This is a genomic window from Nitrococcus mobilis Nb-231 (genome assembly GCF_000153205.1).
GTDB lineage: Bacteria > Pseudomonadota > Gammaproteobacteria > Nitrococcales > Nitrococcaceae > Nitrococcus > Nitrococcus mobilis.
Genome location: NZ_CH672427.1, coordinates 2,377,513 through 2,393,612, shown reverse-complemented (window position 1 = coordinate 2,393,612; position 16,100 = coordinate 2,377,513). Strand labels below are relative to the sequence as shown.

The 16,100-nt window shown below is 58.7% G+C and carries 17 protein-coding genes; 16 read left to right on the top strand and 1 reads right to left on the bottom strand.

From position 1 onward, the window contains the following. Positions 1 to 27 precede the first annotated feature (27 nt). Together trkA and NB231_RS10870 are read left to right on the top strand one after the other, a co-directional pair. Positions 28 to 1,404, top strand: a complete 1,377-nt coding sequence (gene trkA / locus NB231_RS10875; protein ID WP_005002686.1) for a Trk system potassium transporter TrkA — start codon at positions 28 to 30, stop codon at positions 1,402 to 1,404. 13 nt (positions 1,405 to 1,417) lie between these two features. Next, positions 1,418 to 2,866: a TrkH family potassium uptake protein gene (locus NB231_RS10870; RefSeq protein ID WP_005002685.1), complete on the top strand. Its 1,449-nt coding sequence runs from the start codon at positions 1,418 to 1,420 to the stop codon at positions 2,864 to 2,866. 128 nt (positions 2,867 to 2,994) lie between these two features. Here the strand turns inward: NB231_RS10870 and NB231_RS10865 are convergent, their stop codons facing one another. Beyond that, positions 2,995 to 3,282: a CsbD family protein gene (locus NB231_RS10865; RefSeq protein WP_005002684.1), complete on the bottom strand. Its 288-nt coding sequence runs from the start codon at positions 3,280 to 3,282 to the stop codon at positions 2,995 to 2,997. A 614-nt stretch (positions 3,283 to 3,896) separates the two neighbouring features. Here NB231_RS10865 and NB231_RS10860 point away from each other — a divergent pair. From NB231_RS10860 to lpdA, 14 genes are all read left to right on the top strand, one after another. Further along, positions 3,897 to 4,205 (top strand): tetratricopeptide repeat protein, encoded by a 309-nt coding sequence (locus NB231_RS10860; RefSeq protein WP_005002683.1) that lies wholly within the window; start codon positions 3,897 to 3,899, stop codon positions 4,203 to 4,205. Between the two features lie 312 nt (positions 4,206 to 4,517). After that, positions 4,518 to 4,967, top strand: a complete 450-nt coding sequence (gene dtd, locus NB231_RS10855; protein ID WP_005002682.1) for a D-aminoacyl-tRNA deacylase — start codon at positions 4,518 to 4,520, stop codon at positions 4,965 to 4,967. 79 nt (positions 4,968 to 5,046) lie between these two features. Further along, positions 5,047 to 5,640, top strand: a complete 594-nt coding sequence (gene hisB, locus NB231_RS10850) for an imidazoleglycerol-phosphate dehydratase HisB (RefSeq protein WP_005002681.1) — start codon at positions 5,047 to 5,049, stop codon at positions 5,638 to 5,640. Positions 5,641 to 5,676: 36 nt separating this feature from the next. Further along, complete coding sequence (gene hisH, locus NB231_RS10845; protein ID WP_005002680.1) at positions 5,677 to 6,324, top strand: imidazole glycerol phosphate synthase subunit HisH; 648 nt, start codon at positions 5,677 to 5,679, stop codon at positions 6,322 to 6,324. Between the two features lie 7 nt (positions 6,325 to 6,331). Next, positions 6,332 to 7,072: a 1-(5-phosphoribosyl)-5-[(5-phosphoribosylamino)methylideneamino]imidazole-4-carboxamide isomerase gene (gene hisA / locus NB231_RS10840; RefSeq protein WP_005002679.1), complete on the top strand. Its 741-nt coding sequence runs from the start codon at positions 6,332 to 6,334 to the stop codon at positions 7,070 to 7,072. A gap of 19 nt (positions 7,073 to 7,091) precedes the next feature. Next, positions 7,092 to 7,865, top strand: a complete 774-nt coding sequence (gene hisF, locus NB231_RS10835; RefSeq protein ID WP_005002678.1) for an imidazole glycerol phosphate synthase subunit HisF — start codon at positions 7,092 to 7,094, stop codon at positions 7,863 to 7,865. Then, positions 7,862 to 8,251 (top strand): phosphoribosyl-AMP cyclohydrolase, encoded by a 390-nt coding sequence (gene hisI / locus NB231_RS10830; protein ID WP_005002676.1) that lies wholly within the window; start codon positions 7,862 to 7,864, stop codon positions 8,249 to 8,251. Before hisF ends, hisI begins: the two co-directional genes overlap by 4 nt. A gap of 8 nt (positions 8,252 to 8,259) precedes the next feature. After that, positions 8,260 to 8,604 carry a phosphoribosyl-ATP diphosphatase gene (locus tag NB231_RS10825; protein ID WP_005002675.1) on the top strand — a complete coding sequence of 115 codons (345 nt, stop codon included), beginning with the start codon at positions 8,260 to 8,262 and terminating at the stop codon, positions 8,602 to 8,604. After that, on the top strand, positions 8,604 to 8,870 hold the full coding sequence (locus NB231_RS10820) for a Sec-independent protein translocase subunit TatA (RefSeq protein WP_005002674.1): 267 nt from the start codon (positions 8,604 to 8,606) through the stop codon (positions 8,868 to 8,870). Before NB231_RS10825 ends, NB231_RS10820 begins: the two co-directional genes overlap by 1 nt. Before the next feature lie 32 nt (positions 8,871 to 8,902). Further along, positions 8,903 to 9,232 (top strand): Sec-independent protein translocase protein TatB, encoded by a 330-nt coding sequence (tatB, locus tag NB231_RS17825; protein WP_005002673.1) that lies wholly within the window; start codon positions 8,903 to 8,905, stop codon positions 9,230 to 9,232. Continuing rightward, complete coding sequence (tatC, locus tag NB231_RS10810; RefSeq protein ID WP_005002672.1) at positions 9,229 to 10,005, top strand: twin-arginine translocase subunit TatC; 777 nt, start codon at positions 9,229 to 9,231, stop codon at positions 10,003 to 10,005. Before tatB ends, tatC begins: the two co-directional genes overlap by 4 nt. Before the next feature lie 274 nt (positions 10,006 to 10,279). Next, on the top strand, positions 10,280 to 13,102 hold the full coding sequence (locus NB231_RS10805) for a 2-oxoglutarate dehydrogenase E1 component (RefSeq protein WP_005002671.1): 2,823 nt from the start codon (positions 10,280 to 10,282) through the stop codon (positions 13,100 to 13,102). Positions 13,103 to 13,194: 92 nt separating this feature from the next. After that, positions 13,195 to 14,526, top strand: a complete 1,332-nt coding sequence (gene odhB, locus NB231_RS10800) for a 2-oxoglutarate dehydrogenase complex dihydrolipoyllysine-residue succinyltransferase (RefSeq protein WP_005002670.1) — start codon at positions 13,195 to 13,197, stop codon at positions 14,524 to 14,526. 53 nt (positions 14,527 to 14,579) lie between these two features. Further along, positions 14,580 to 16,001 (top strand): dihydrolipoyl dehydrogenase, encoded by a 1,422-nt coding sequence (lpdA, locus tag NB231_RS10795; RefSeq protein ID WP_005002668.1) that lies wholly within the window; start codon positions 14,580 to 14,582, stop codon positions 15,999 to 16,001. Positions 16,002 to 16,100 lie beyond the last annotated feature (99 nt).

Sequence of the window (16,100 nt, the reverse complement as noted above, 5' to 3'; positions counted from 1 at the left end):
AACAACGTTGATGTGCCTTATGTCTTTATGAAAATAATAATCCTCGGTGCAGGGCAGGTTGGTCGGACAGTTGCGCAAGAGCTGACCAGCGAAGCCAACGACATCACTGTCATCGACCTCAACTCGCAGCTCTTGCAGGAGCTCCAGGATCGGCTCGACCTCAGGACGATCGTGGGTAGTGGCACTTATCCAACCATCTTGGCGAGCGCCGGCGCGGACGATGCGGACATGCTCATTGCCGTGACCGATAGTGACGAAACCAACATGATCGCCTGCCAGGTCGCCGATACACTGTTCCATACGCCGACCAAAATCGCTCGCATTCGTGCCATGGAATACTTGAGTTGCCCGCAGCTGTTCTCGCCGGAGGCGTTGCCGATCGACGTACTGATCAGCCCAGAACAGTTGGTTACCCAATACGTCAGGCGGTTACTCGAGCACCCCGGCGCTCTACAAGTCCTGGATTTCGCTGATGGCAAGGTCCGTTTGGTGGGCGTGCGCGCCTACTATGGGGGGCCTTTAGTCGGTCATGAACTCAGTACGCTCAAAGAGCATATGCCAGGGGTTCACGCTCGAGTCGCAGCGATTTTTCGGCGTGGGCGAGCCATTATTCCGGAAGGTAACACCATTATCGAAGCGAACGACGAAGTATTCTTCGTGGCTGCGAAAAAAAACATTCGCGCCGTGATGAGCGAGCTCAGGCGTTTGGAAAAGCCAGTCAAGCGCATCATACTCGCCGGTGGCGGTAACATCGGCAAGCGGTTGGCCGGATCTTTGGAGGGACGCTATCAGATCAAGATCATCGAACACGATCAGCGGCGTTGCCATCTTCTATCCGAGGAGCTGAAAAAAACCATAATTCTATGCGGCGATGCGGCCGACGAAGACCTGTTACTGGAGGAGAACATCGAGAATACCGATATTTTCTGTGGCTTAACCAACGACGACGAAGCCAACATTCTCTCGGCCATGCTGGCGAAATGGCTTGGCGCACGCACGGTCATGGCGCTGATCAATCGGCCCGCCTATGTAGACTTGGTGCAATCAACCGAGGGCATCGATATCGCCTTTTCACCTCAACAAGCGACCATAGGCAGCCTGCTCGCACATATCCGCCGCGGTGACATGGTCAATGTACATAGTCTGCGCCGCGGCGTAGCCGAGGCGATCGAGGCGGTCGCCCACGGCGATGCGTCCAGTTCTCGGGTAGTTGGCCGGCGCATCGAGGAGATCAAACTGCCGCGCGGCACCACCATCGGTGCGATCGTGCGTGGCGAGGAAGTGCTCATGGCACACCACGACACTGTCATCGAACCCGAAGATCACGTCATTTTGTTCTTGGTGGACAAAAGCCGAATCGATGAGGTGGAGCGGCTGTTCCAGGTCGGCGTGACCTTTATTTAAGAGCCAGCTATCGATGCACTTCGATGTCATCCAGCGGATCCTCGGAATGCTGATGATGGTGTTCAGCGCCACCATGCTGCCACCCATCAGCATTTCGCTATGGACGCAAGATGGCGCCCTCGGCTCTTTTCTTATTGCTTTTTTCGCCATTCTCGGAATCGGTGCGGGGCTGTGGTTACCTATGCGCACCCGCCACCGAGATCTGCGTTCACGCGACGGTTTCTTCATCGTCACCCTGTTTTGGGCCGTGCTGGCCGGCTGCGCAGCGTTACCGCTGATGTTTGCCGAACACCCCCACATGTCGCTGACCGATGCCTATTTCGAGAGCATGTCCGGGCTGACGACCACCGGCGCAAGTGTGCTGGCGCAAATCGATTTACTGCCCCCCTCCATCCTCTACTACCGCCAGCAACTCAATTGGCTCGGCGGGATGGGCATTATCGTGCTCGCGGTTGCCGTCCTCCCCATGCTCGGCATCGGCGGCATGCAGCTCTACCGTGCCGAGACCCCGGGCCCCATCAAGGATGCCAAGCTCACACCGCGCATCGCCGAAACGGCGAAAGCGCTCTGGTACATCTATCTCGGGCTGACGCTGGCCTGCGCCCTGGCTTATTGGGCCGGCGGAATGACGCTGTTCGATGCCATCGCGTACAGCTTCTCCACTGTATCGACCGGAGGGTTTGCGCCGCACAGCGCCAGCATAGCCTATTACGAGCAACCAGTACTCCACTGGTTGGGCGTGGCGTTTATGTTCATTGGCGGGGCCAATTTTGCACTGCACTTCAGTGCCTGGCGCCGACGCAGCCTGCGCCTTTATTTTACGGATCCGGAGTTCCTTTATTATTTGCTGATCAGCCTGGGAAGCATCGCTGTCGTCAGCGCCGCTTTATACGGCTACGGCGCGAACTCTTTAGTGGATGCATTACGCCACGGGGCCTTCCAGGTAGTCAGTTTTTCTACCAGCACCGGCCTGACTACGGCGAACTATTCCACTTGGCCGAGCTTCCTGCCGGTATGGCTGATGCTCATCAGCATTATCGGCGGCTGCGCCGGGTCTACGGCCGGCGGAGTCAAAGCTATACGCTTTTTGCTCATGTTCAAACAAGGCTATCGCGAGATGTTGCGGCTCATTCACCCTCAGGGCCAGTTCATGGTCAAGCTCGGCAACCGGGGCGTGGACGAGCACATCACCACCGCTGTGTGGGGCTTTTTTGCCACTTATATGGCCGTCTTCGCGCTCCTTCTACTGGCACTTTTGTGCACAGGCCTCGATCAACTCACAGCCTTCAGCGCCGTCGTTGCCTGCATCAACAACCTCGGCATCGCTTTCGGCTCGGTCAGCGGTGGCTTCGCCAACATAAGCGATACCGCCAAGTGGCTGCTCTCGCTGGCTATGCTAATGGGACGCCTCGAAATTTTCACCGTACTGGTGCTCTTTCTTCCCGCCTTCTGGCGTCGCTAACTTATATAGTTGAGAAACCTGCTGCCCGGCTACCGATGCGGGACAGGCTTCTCAACTATGACGAATGATCTAAATTTGCCTCAAATCAATATTCTTTTAAGCAGTCTCAATATCGGCTAACCCCGATATCATGTGCCGGCGTCCGAGCCCAATGCCTTTCCAGGGCCAGGGACTATTTCCTCGCCTCTCTTTTCCCGCTCGATCTTGGGGTTGGGTTCATCGAATCGATTCTCAAATATCCTGACTTGCTCGTCCGCCAAATCCTTAGGAACCTGGTATCTTTCATGAATCTTATCAATCAACTTCTCCCGGCGGCCGTTGATCTCTTGCAGCTCGCCCTCAGTCAACCTGCTCCATAGTATCCGCACCTGTCCTACATGCCGCTGCCAATCTCCTTGAACCGTATTCCAACTCATGATCAATATCCTCCCCTGTGGTGTGTTAGAAATTGATCCTGCGTTAGAAATTGATTTTTTGATCAATGCTGTTACCGACTTCAAAATCGGATTTTCTAAAAGATCGGTAGCTGCCCCCCCGATCTATATCATCCAACCAAAAAAACCATCCCCTCACCCGAATACAACAGGCTGATTCCGCAATTAATATATTTAAGTATCTGTGTCTATAATTATACTAGACTTGCTCAAGCTTTCCAGGCTCCCCTCGATTTTCCGTAACTTCTCATTAAGTCCGGGCGTAATGTGTGTGGGGTGGCGGAGGTAAGATTACGGTCGTGCATTAAATGCAAAATTATCAAGCGCTTATTGTTGATGGTAAGCAACGAACCACTCTCTTCAATGTCTTCTTGCCCGGACTTCCGGACTTAATGAGAAGTTACGATTTTCTGAAGCTGCGCGGGGAGTCATGAGGTGCGACTCGGGTTTTCCGATCGGTTGACAATTAAAATGGCCGGTCGGTGGTGGCCACCCCCCCTTGCTCGCCTGCCGGGCGGCGCCCGGGCGGACCGGAAGGTCAGCACTTGCTATTGGGAATTGGCCTTAAATAACAGGATGGCGGTAATGTTCAAGCTATGGATATCGATGCCTTAGAGAAGATGCTCGCCCGTGGCCAGGATAGTGCAATGCTGCGGCTAACGCTGGGCAATGCGTATCTACGTCGCGGGGAACGGGAGACCGCGCTACGCCATTTACGGGAAGCGGTTCGGTTGGACCCGAACTATTCGGCTGCCTGGAAAGGACTCGGGCGCCTTCTTGCCGAGACCGGCTGCCCAGAGGAGGCATTAGAGACATACCGTCAGGGTTTGGCAGTGGCTGAGCGCCACGGCGATATGCAGGTGGTGCGGGAGCTCAGGGTATTTATCCGACGGCTGGAGCGTTGAACCCTGATCCGCAAGGCGCGGCGGCCAAGGACAAAAAAACCGGCGCAATCCGTGCGCCGGCATGATAGGTTCACTTGGCTGGAGGTGATCTGCGCGCTTATCCTCTTCCTGAGCGGAGGAGCATCCTTATCTTCTTAAGATCGCGCGGCATCCCTGTGTTTCTTTTTGTTTGCGGCGTCTTCCCTGAAGTCACGTATACTACAAGGCAACGCTATTCCGAGGTTCCATAGTGCCACCGATAATCAGTACAGACTGTCGGGTGGTGCTGATACTTCGTGTAGGATTTTTCTGACAACTTTTGTAGGTAGGGCGATGATTGGGCTGCTGCAACGGGTCACCGAGGCGGCCGTCCATGTCGACGGCACCTGTGTTGGCCGGATCGGGCCCGGACTGGTGGTGCTGATCGGTATCGAGCGCCGCGATACCCGTACGCAGGCTGAACGATTGCTGGAGCGGCTGCTCGGCTACCGGGTGTTCGACAATGCCGAAGGGCGCATGGAGCACTCGTTGCGGGAGACAGCGGGCGCCCTTATGCTCGTGCCACAGTTCACGCTCGTCGCCGACACCCGCAAGGGAACGCGCGCCAGCTTTACGCCCGCTGCGACACCCCAGTCGGGCTCGGCGCTGTTCGGATATCTGTTGCACCGCGCTCGCTCCGAGCACGGTGCTGTGGCAGCGGGTCGCTTCGGCGCCCACATGCAGGTGAGCCTGATCAATGACGGACCCGTGACCTTTTGGCTGCAAGTCCCACCGGCAGTCTGATGTCGCAGGCCGACCAACTCCCACCGTCCGGTCACCCGTGGTATCCTCCGCCGGACCGAATGAGGGGTGGCTGCACTATATGGCAGATCGCACTGCAACCGTCGAGCGAAATACCCTTGAAACCCAAATCCGCGTCTCCATCAACGTGGACGGCCGTGGCGATCGTCAACTCGCCATCGGCGTCCCGTTCCTGGAGCACATGCTGGATCAGGTGGCCCGTCACGGGTTGATCGACCTCACCATCCAGGCTACCGGAGACCTCCACATCGACGCGCACCACACGGTAGAGGACGTCGGCATCGTATTGGGACAGGCGTTGAGCCGGGCGATCGGCGACAAAACCGGCATCCGCCGCTTCGGTCACGCCTATGTCCCGCTCGATGAAGCCCTATCGCGAGTCGTGCTGGATCTCTCCGGACGCCCGGGACTGGAGTACAATGTGGATTATCCTCGAGCGCGCATCGGCCGCTTCGATGTCGATCTGTTGCGGGAGTTCTTCCAGGGGCTGGTCAATCATGCAGCCATGACCCTGCATATAGATAACCTGTGCGGGCGCAATGCCCATCATATTGCGGAAACCGTCTTCAAGGCCTTCGGTCGGGCGTTACGAATGGCCTGCGAGCCGGATCCACGGCTTGCGGGGATCACACCGTCGACCAAAGGCCTGCTTTAGGCGCTGACCAGGGGCGGTCGATTACGGGAGCGAACAATGACCGGGGTCGCGATAATCGACTATGGCATGGGCAACTTGCGTTCCATGGCCAAGGCTCTGGAACATGTAGGAGCGCAGAGTATTGTAGTCACGGCCGATGCTGAGACCGTAGCACACGCCGAGCGAGTGGTTTTTCCTGGACAAGGCGCCGTCCGCGACTGCATGTCCGCGCTGCAGCGCAACGAACTGATCGACGTGCTCGGCCAAACCGCCGCTGAGCGCCCCTTTCTCGGAGTGTGTATGGGCATGCAGGCGCTCATGAGCGTCAGCGAAGAGAACGAGGGGGTTCGGGCTTTGGATTTTTTGCCGGGCTCCGTCCGTCACTTTCGCCATCTGACCGCCGCACACCCAGGACTCAAGATACCGCACATGGGCTGGAATAGCCTGTGTCGGATGCGCGAACATCCCTTGTGGGAAGGCATCGAAGTAGGCGCGTGGTTCTACTTCGTGCACAGCTACTACGTAGCGCCTGCCGATGAGCACCTTGTGCTCGCGCAAGCCGAATACGGCGCCACGTTCGCTGCCGCGATCGGAAGAGATAACATCTTCGCGACTCAGTTTCATCCTGAAAAGAGCCAGCAAGCGGGGTTGCGGCTGCTGGAAAATTTCATTCGCTGGGACGGATACGTCCAAAATCGTTATTGAGGCCAACATGCTGCTCATCCCCGCCATTGACATCAAGGACGGGAAATGCGTACGGCTCCGCCAAGGTCGGATGGATGACGAAACCATTTTCTCCGACGATCCCATCGCCATCGCCGAGCGCTGGGTGGAAGCCGGCGGACGCCGCCTGCACATCGTCGACCTCAACGGCGCTGTGGCGGGTTTTCCGGTCAATGCCGATATCATCGGGCGCATCGCCGAGGGCTTCCCGGAGGTCGAAATCCAAGTCGGCGGCGGTGTCCGAACGTTCAGTGTGATCCAGACCTATCTGGATGTCGGGGTCGATTACGTGATCATCGGCACCCAGGCCGTTCGTGAGCCCTATTTCGTCGATAACGCCTGCCTGGAGTTTCCGGGCCATATCATCGTCGGTCTCGACGCCAAAAACGGCATGATAGCAACGAACGGTTGGGCACGGGTTTCATCGCGTGGCGCAGCGGAGATGGCGCAACGCTTCGAGGAGGCCGGAGTGGAAGCCGTGGTGTTCACCGACATCGGCCGCGACGGCATGATGCGGGGCGTCAACGTGGAGGCCACCCGCATGCTCGCCCGGGAAGTCAGCATTCCGGTGATTGCCTCCGGCGGCGTGTGCACGATGGCCGACGTCCATGATCTTTGCGCTGCGGCCGACGATGGCATCGCCGGTGCCATCATCGGACGGGCTCTATACGAAGGCGCTATCGACCTGCGCGAGGCCTTGACTGCGGTCGCGCAGCGCACCGATTCATAGCAGGAGGAATACGGCGATCGTGGGGTTGGCGAAGCGGATCATTCCCTGCCTTGATGTGAATGCCGGACGCGTGGTCAAAGGCGTGCGTTTCGTCGATCTGCGTGATGCCGGCGATCCGGTCGCCATTGCTCGCGAGTACGACCGCGCCGGTGCCGATGAGTTGGTCTTTTTGGACATCACGGCCAGTCACGAGCAGCGTGATACCATGTTGCACGTAGTCGAGGCCGTGGCAAGCGAGGTGTTCATTCCACTCACCGTCGGCGGCGGCATCCGCACTCTGGCCGACATCCGCCGGCTGCTCAACGCCGGTGCCGACAAGGTCGCCATCAATACCGCGGTCGTCGAACGTCCACAGCTGGTCAGCGAGGCGGCCGCACGGGTCGGCAGCCAGTGCATCGTAGTGGCGGTGGATGCCAAACGGGTGAGCGAAGCGAGTGAACCCCGGCGCTGGGGCGTATACACCCACGGCGGGCGCCGGCCTACCGGCCTTGATGCCGTCGCTTGGTGCCGCCGCATGGCCGAAACCGGGGCAGGCGAGATCCTGCTTACCAGCATGGACCGCGACGGCACCAAGCTCGGCTTCGATTTGGAGCTCACACGGGCGGTCTCCGAGGGCACCGGGGTGCCGGTGATCGCCTCCGGCGGCGTCGGTAGTCTAGCGCATCTGATCGACGGTGTGCGGCTTGGCTTGGCGGATGCCGTGCTGGCAGCGAGCATTTTTCATTTCGGCGAGTTCACGATACAACAGGCGAAAGCCGCCCTGGCGGAGCACGGCATCGAGGTGCGCCGATGAGTGAGGCCTGGCTCGAGGAACTGCGTTGGAACGCCGACGCTCTGATAGCCGTAATCGTGCAGGATCATTGCAGTGCCGAAGTGCTGATGTTGGCCTGGATGAATCGCGAAGCGCTGAGCCGGACCGTCGAACTCGGGGAAGCGGTTTATTGGTCGCGCTCCAGGCAACGACTGTGGCATAAGGGTGAGCAATCGGGACACATTCAAAAGGTACGCGAGATACGGACGGATTGCGACCGTGACACCTTGCTGCTGCGGGTCGAGCAAATAGGCGGTATCGCCTGTCATACCGGCCGGCGCAGCTGCTTCTCCACGCGCCATGAACAAGCGCGCTGGAACACGGTAGAGCCGGTGCTGCGGGATCCGCAGGATATCTACTCAAGCTGAGTCATACGATGGTCGATACGTTCGAACGGCTGGCACAAATCATCGAACGCCGTAAGGGGGCCGATCCTACCACCTCCTATGTCGCTCACCTATATTGCAAAGGAGGCGACCATATCCTCAAGAAAGTCGGGGAGGAAGCCTTCGAAACCGTACTTGCGGCGAAATCAGGTGAGCGCGAGCAAATCATTCATGAGACCGCAGATCTGTGGTTCCATACACTGGTCATGCTAGCTCACAGTAACTTGCACCCACAGGCGGTGCTGGATGAGCTGGAACGTCGCTTCGGCACCTCCGGAATCGAGGAGAAAGCGGCGCGAAATGATGATAAAAGCGCTTCGGCGCGGAGGCAGTAATGGGCTTCGGTGGAATCAGTATCTGGTCGTTGCTACTGATCTTGGCGATCGTGATGTTGCTGTTCGGCACCAAGAAGCTACGCAACATCGGCATGGATCTCGGTGGAGCGATTCGCGGCTTCAAACAGGCCCTCGACGAGGGCCAAACCGAACGGCACGCTGAGCGCAGCGACGAATCCCCGCGGATCTCCCTGCGCGACTCGACCGAATCCCAGCCGAACAGCAGCGACGCTCGAAAAGCCCGCGAAGAGCATCCCCCCTCGTAACGGCGCCCCATCACTGGAGGGTTGCTGTAACCATGTTTGACGTCGGCTTCTGGGAACTGTTCGTCATTGGATTGATCGCGCTTATCGTGCTGGGACCCGAACGTCTGCCCAGGCTGGCACGGACCGTCGGGTTATGGATCGGGCGAGCGCGAGCGGCATTTTATTCGGTGCGTGAGGAAGTAGAGCGCGAGATCAATGCCGAGGGGCTGCGCGAAACTCAACGCGCCTTGCAGCGCGAGATGGAGGCAAGCGCTCGGCAAGGGTATTCTCGAACCACTACCGGCGCGACACCGAGCTTGCGCGACCAACTGAACACCGATCACGACGAACCCGATCATACCGGCCGAAACACGCGGCAATGACCAACGAAAAGCACTCGCGGCAGGAAGATACCGAGCGGCCGTTGATCTCGCATTTGCTTGAGCTGCGCAGTCGCATCCTGCGCATGCTCAGCGTGGTGCTGGTGGTCTTCCTGGGCCTCTATCCCATACGCGAGCTTCTCTATGCTTGGCTGTCCGGACCCTTGCGCGCCGTTTTGCCACCGGATGCGCACATGATTGCCACCCAGGTGGCCACACCATTTCTTATCCCCTTGAAGCTGGCCTTGGTGATGGCCTTCTTCATCTGCATCCCCTACATTCTCTATCAGGTTTGGGCATTCGTCGCGCCGGGTCTGTACCGTCACGAACGCCGTCTGCTATGGCCACTGCTGATCTCCAGCGTGACGCTGTTCTATATCGGCATGGCATTCGCCTACTTTGTTGTCTTCCCGCTGCTGTTCGGATTCTTCGCCCGCGCAACGCCCCCCGGAGTCGCGATGATGACGGATATCGGTGAGTACCTCAGCTTCGTGTTGACGCTGTTCTTCGCGTTCGGAGCCGCCTTTGAAGTACCCGTGGCAACCGTTCTACTAGTGCGCACCGGCCTCACTACGCGAGCGACACTGGCTGGGCAGCGCCCGTATGTCATAGTCGGCGCCTTCACGATCGGCATGCTGCTGACACCGCCTGATGTGCTCTCACAGGTGCTGTTGGCGGTTCCCATTTGGTTGCTCTATGAAATCGGCCTCATCTTATCGGCACGGTTCGCGCCGCACCCGAATACCGACCTCACAACCAGCGGCCGCCAGCGCTGAGCGGCGGCTGCGGCACGACCGCCTGCCAAAAGCCCGAGAACCAGTCAAGCCCCGTTGCATTTATCATCTGAAGATTGAGGTATCCTGACAGGTGCGCAAGCTCGCGAGTCACCGTTTGCCGGTATGCGACCGAGTGTGCAACCAGTTGGAATCCAACCACAATGACGCAAAATTGCGTTTATACAATAAGCTTATTCGTTGAACATGCCGTGACCGCCGAGATCAGCTGTCCCAATTCTCCGCCTCACTTGTCCAACCGCCAGGTGATTCGCCAATGAACGGTGTTTTCGAGAGACTCCTGCGCAACTCCTATCTAAACGGTGCCAACGCGTCCTTTATAGAAGCGCTCTATGAGAGCTATCTCCATGATCCCGAGTCGGTCGATACGCAGTGGCGCCATTACTTTCAAGGACTCCAAACCGGCGACACCGAGGCGCAAAAGGACATCCCCCACACCCCAATCCGACGTGAGTTCGAACTGCTCGGCCGCGGCAACGGTCAGCATCGCCCCGCTGCGACGGCCACCATGGCGCCAGAGGCCGCCCAGAAACAGGCCGCTGTCCTACAGCTAATCAACGCCTACCGCGTGCGCGGTCACCAGCACGCTAATACCGATCCGCTGCAGCTGCGGGCGTCACCCGATATCCCCGACCTGGATCCCGCCTTCCATGGGCTCAGCGAGGCGGACCAGCACAGGCCGTTCCACACGGGGTCGCTGTTCGCCGAGGACCAACTGCCACTGTGGGAGATCGTCGAGCTGATCCGCAAAGTCTACGCCGGCAAGATCGGCTCGGAATATATGCACATCACCGACACGGCTCAAAAGCGCTGGATCCAGGAACGCTTGGAGAATCCGCGCCGATGGACCAATCTGGCAGCAGAGAAAAAACGCCAGCTCCTGCAACGCTTGGTCGCCGCCGAGGGCATCGAGAAATACCTTAACAGCAAGTACGTTGGACAAAAGCGCTTTTCACTGGAAGGCGCCGAAACCCTCATTCCCTTGTTGGATGAGCTCGTGCAGCGTGCCGGTGAAAAGGGTATCGCCGAGCTGGTTTTGGGCATGGCCCACCGAGGCCGGCTCAATGTATTGATTAATCTTCTAGGCAAATCTCCTAGAGAACTCTTCGCCGAATTCGAGGGCAATTATAAATTGGGCAAAGCGTCCACCGGGGATGTGAAATATCACCTCGGTTACTCCACTGATCTGGATACGTCGGGGGAGCCACTGCATTTGGCAATGGCCTTCAACCCCTCTCATCTGGAAATCGTAGATCCGGTGGTATTGGGCTCGGTTCGCGCCCGGATGGACCGCCGCCGCGATTATAACGGCGACCAGGTGCTCTCCGTGCTCATCCATGGCGATGCGGCGTTTGCCGGCCAGGGCGTGGTCATGGAGACTTTTCAGCTCTCCCAGGCACGCGGTTTCTACACCGGCGGCACGGTGCATATCATCATCAACAATCAGATCGGCTTCACTACCAGCAACCCACTCGATATCCGCTCCAGCTTCTATTGCACCGAAGTGGCGAAAATTGTTCAAGCGCCGATTTTCCACGTCAACAGCGACGACCCGGAAACCGTGATCTTCGTTACTCAGCTGGCGCTTGATTATCGGGAAAAATACAAACGCGACGTGGTAATCGACTTGGTCTGCTATCGCCGGCACGGTCATAACGAGGCGGACGAACCTTCGGCCACGCAGCCAATTATGTACCAAAAGATCAAGCAACATCCCCCAGTATGCCAGCTTTATGCCGAGCGGCTCTGCGACGAAGGGATCATCGGCGAAGAAGAGATCCAACAAATGCAACACTCTTACCGCGATGCGCTCGACGAGCAACGAATTGTCGCACCGCATGTGCTGCATGGCGTAACCAGCGATTATCTGGTGGATTGGCCCTCCTATTTCAACAAACAGTGGGCCGACAAAGTGGATACTCGGGTGGCGCTTGAGCGCATTCGGCATCTTCAGGAGCGCCTTGATAAGCTACCGGAAGGCATGGAGCTCAACCGCCGGGTGGCCGCCATAATGCAAAACCGCAGCAAGATGGCGGCGGGAGCTTTAGTCATGGACTGGGGTTTCGCCGAGATCATGGCCTATGCGAGCTTGCTCGAAGAAGGCTACAGAATACGCCTGACCGGTCAGGACAGCGCTCGTGGCACCTTCTTCCACCGTCATGCGGTGCTCCACAACGCTAAAGACGGCTCCGCTCACATACCGCTTAAGCAGATCCCTCGCGAGCCGGCGGAGTTCACGATCATCGACTCGTTGCTCTCGGAGGAAGCCGTGCTCGGCTACGAGTACGGCTATGCTACGGCCGAGCCGAATTGCCTGACCATTTGGGAGGCTCAGTACGGTGATTTCGCCAACGGGGCGCAAGTGGTAATCGACCAATTTATCGCCTCCGGCGAGGCCAAATGGGGCCGCCTTTGTGGCCTGGTTTTGTTCCTGCCGCACGGCTACGAGGGCCAAGGCCCAGAGCATTCGTCGGCCCGCCTCGAGCGCTTTCTGCAACTGGCGGCCGAGCAAAATATTCAGGTTTGCATACCGAGTACACCCGCTCAGTTCTTCCATATGCTCCGACGGCAGATGATCCGCCCCTACCGCAAGCCGCTCATCGTCATGACCCCCAAAAGCCTGTTGCGCCACAAGCTGTCGACCTCGACGCTCGACGAACTCGCCCAGGGAACATTCCAGCTCGTCATCGATGAAATCGACGCGCTCAGCGCTGGGCAGATGCGCCGAATCATCCTGTGCAGCGGTAAAGTCTACTTCGATCTGCTGCAGGAGCGGCGCAAGCGTGAGCTGCAAGACGTGGCGATCATACGCGTCGAACAACTGTACCCATTTCCCGAGCGAGCGCTTTCGAACCTGCTCCAGCGACGCTACGAGCAGGCCACCGAGATCGTCTGGTGTCAGGAAGAGCCGAAAAATCAGGGCGCCTGGTATTCGACGCAACATCACTTCTTGCACTGCATGTCCAAATGCCAAACGCTGCGCTACGCCGGACGCGAAGCCTCAGCCTCGCCGGCTGTCGGCTACGCCAAGCTGCATCACGAGCAACAACGCAAGCTGATTGACGAGGCGTTGAGCTGATTCCCCTGTGGCCTCATGGCCGACGGTCCGTAGGGTAGACAAGACACAACAACGCAACCCGACAGGTTGAACGAAAAGGAAACGAGGAGCCGATGAGCATCGAAGTCAAAGTACCGGCGCTACCAGAATCCGTTACCGAGGCAACTGTCGTAGGCTGGCACAAAAAACCGGGCGATCGGGTGGCGCGCGATGAAAATCTGGTAGACCTCGAGACCGACAAGGTCGTCCTTGAAGTACCGGCGCCGGAAGATGGGGTGCTCGGCAAGATTCTTAAAGATGAGGGAGCCACGGTAGTGGCAGACGAGGTTCTCGCCTGCCTGGAGCAGGGAGAGACCAACAGCCAGGCCGAACGGCCGGCTTCGGCCAAGGGCGAGGACGATAACCGGGCACCGGGTCCCACTTCGAGGCAAGGCTCGGATGATGCGGCCCGGGACCGGACCGCCGAGCCCGATGCCACACCGCACCGTAACGACAACTTGAGCCCCGCCGTGCGCCGCATGGTGGCCGAACATGAGTTGGACCCCGCACGAATCGAAGGTACCGGCCGAGACGGGCGAATCATCAAAGAGGACGTCATCCGCCACCTGGCGTCACACGAGCAGCCGGCTCCGGAGCAAGACGAGTCACCCGACGGGACCGCCGGAACCGAGCAGGCGCCCCGGCAAAGCGCACGGCCACCGACGAGTGAAACAAGTGAAGCGCGTTGGACGCCCTCGACCAGTGAACGACCCGAGCGCCGTGCACCCATGACCCGGCTGCGCCAGCGCATCGCCGAACGGCTCGTGGAAGCTCAACAGAACACGGCGATGCTCACCACCTTCAACGAATGCAATATGCAGCCGATCATGTCGTTGCGGAACCGCTACAAGGAGCGTTTCGAGCGCTATCACGGCATCAAGCTCGGCATCATGTCGTTCTTCGTGAAAACCGTGATCGAAGCGCTCAAACGCTTCCCTGCAGTCAACGCCTCGATCGATGGCAAGGACATCATCTACCACGGCTATTACGACATCGGCATCGCCGTATCGACCGAGCGGGGTTTGCTGGTGCCGGTGCTGCGCGATGCCGATCAGCTCGGCTTTGCTGAAATCGAACAGGCGATCGCCGATTTCGGCCGGCGGGCACGGGAAAGCAAGATCCACATCGACGAACTCACCGGTGGGACCTTTACCATCACCAACGGGGGAATCTTCGGCTCATTGATGTCCACCCCTATCCTGAACCCACCCCAGAGCGGGATTTTAGGAATGCATAGAATCCAGGACCGGCCGGTGGTGGAAAACGCTGCAGTGACCGTGCGCCCCATGATGTATCTGGCGCTCTCCTATGATCACCGCATCATAGACGGCCGCGAGGCCGTACAATTTCTGGTTACCATCAAGGAACTGCTCGAGGATCCTTCCCGCCTGCTGCTCGAGGTCTGAACTCGATTCGGCGCCTCGCTCAAGGCCAGTCTAAGTACTCAACAGGAGAGATCATGGCGAGATCGTTCGATGTCATTGTCATTGGCGCGGGACCGGCTGGATACGTAGCGGCGTTGCGCTGCGCGCAGCTGGGATTGAATACCGCAGTGATCGATGAGTTCCTTGATAAAAAAGCCCAACCCGCATTGGGCGGAACCTGCCTGAACATCGGCTGCATCCCCTCCAAGGCATTGCTGGACTCTTCACAACAGTACCACTATGCAAGCACGGGGCTCGCTCGCCACGGGGTCCAAGTCCGCGATGTCGAGCTGGATCTCGGAGCAATGCTCGAGCGCAAGGATCAGATTGTCGCTGATCTCACGGGGGGCATAAGACAGCTTTTCAAAGCGAACAAAATTCAATGGCTACCTGGGCACGGCACGCTACACGAAGATCGCCGGGTGGAATTCAGCCCGCACGAGGGCGACTCCGAGCTGCTACAGGCCGAAAGCGTAATCCTGGCAGCCGGCTCGCAGCCCATGACACTCGATGCCGCACCGCTCGATGGCGAGCGCGTCGTCGACTCCGCCGGTGCTATGGAATTCACCGAGGTACCCAAGCGTCTGGGCATCATCGGCGCCGGGGTCATCGGTTTGGAGATGGGCAGCGTCTGGAACCGCCTGGGCTCGAAAGTGGTTCTGCTGGAGGCCATGGAAAGCTTCCTGGCCACCGTCGATCAGCAGCTGGCTCGCGAAGCCCAGCGCCAACTCACCAAGCAAGGCTTGGACATCCGCCTGGGCAGCCGCGTCACCGAAGTGCGGCAAGGCAAGACACTCAGTGTTCACTACGAAGATCGAGAAGGCGAGCACAACATCCAGGTCGATCGGCTCATCGTAGCGGTAGGCCGCCGGCCACGTACCGAAAATTTGGCCGTCGAGGATGCGGGTCTGCTGATCGATGAGCAGGGCTTCATCCACGTCAACGAGCATTGCGAGACCAATCTGCCCGGCGTCTACGCCGTGGGTGATGCGGTTCGGGGACCGATGCTCGCCCACAAGGGCTCCGAGGAAGGAGTCATGGTGGCCGAGCGCCTGGCCAACCGGGCCGGGGAGGTCAACTACGATGTCATCCCCTGGGTGATCTATACTCACCCTGAAATTGCTTGGGTTGGACACACGGAGCAGGCGCTGAAGTCTACGGGAGAACCCTACCGGGTCGGCAGCTTCAACTTTGGCGCCAACGGTCGTGCCCGCGCCATGGACGAGCCGGTTGGCCTGGTCAAGGTCATCGCTCACGATGAAACCGATCGAATTCTCGGCGTACACATCCTCGGGCCCCAGGCTTCGGAGCTCATCGCCGAGGCGGTCCTTGCCATGGAATATGCCGCCAGCGCCGAGGATCTGGCGCGCACCGTACACGCGCACCCGACACTCTCCGAGGCCATGCATGAAGCGGCCCTCAGCGTGCACAAGCGCGCCCTCCATAAGGTGAACTGAGACGTTTTGACTTTCGCCGTTAAGCGGGCAGAACCATTGCTTAAACCACATAACAGTTCTCCGCTGAGAGTTCGGAGATGTGCGGACCCCGGGCGTTTG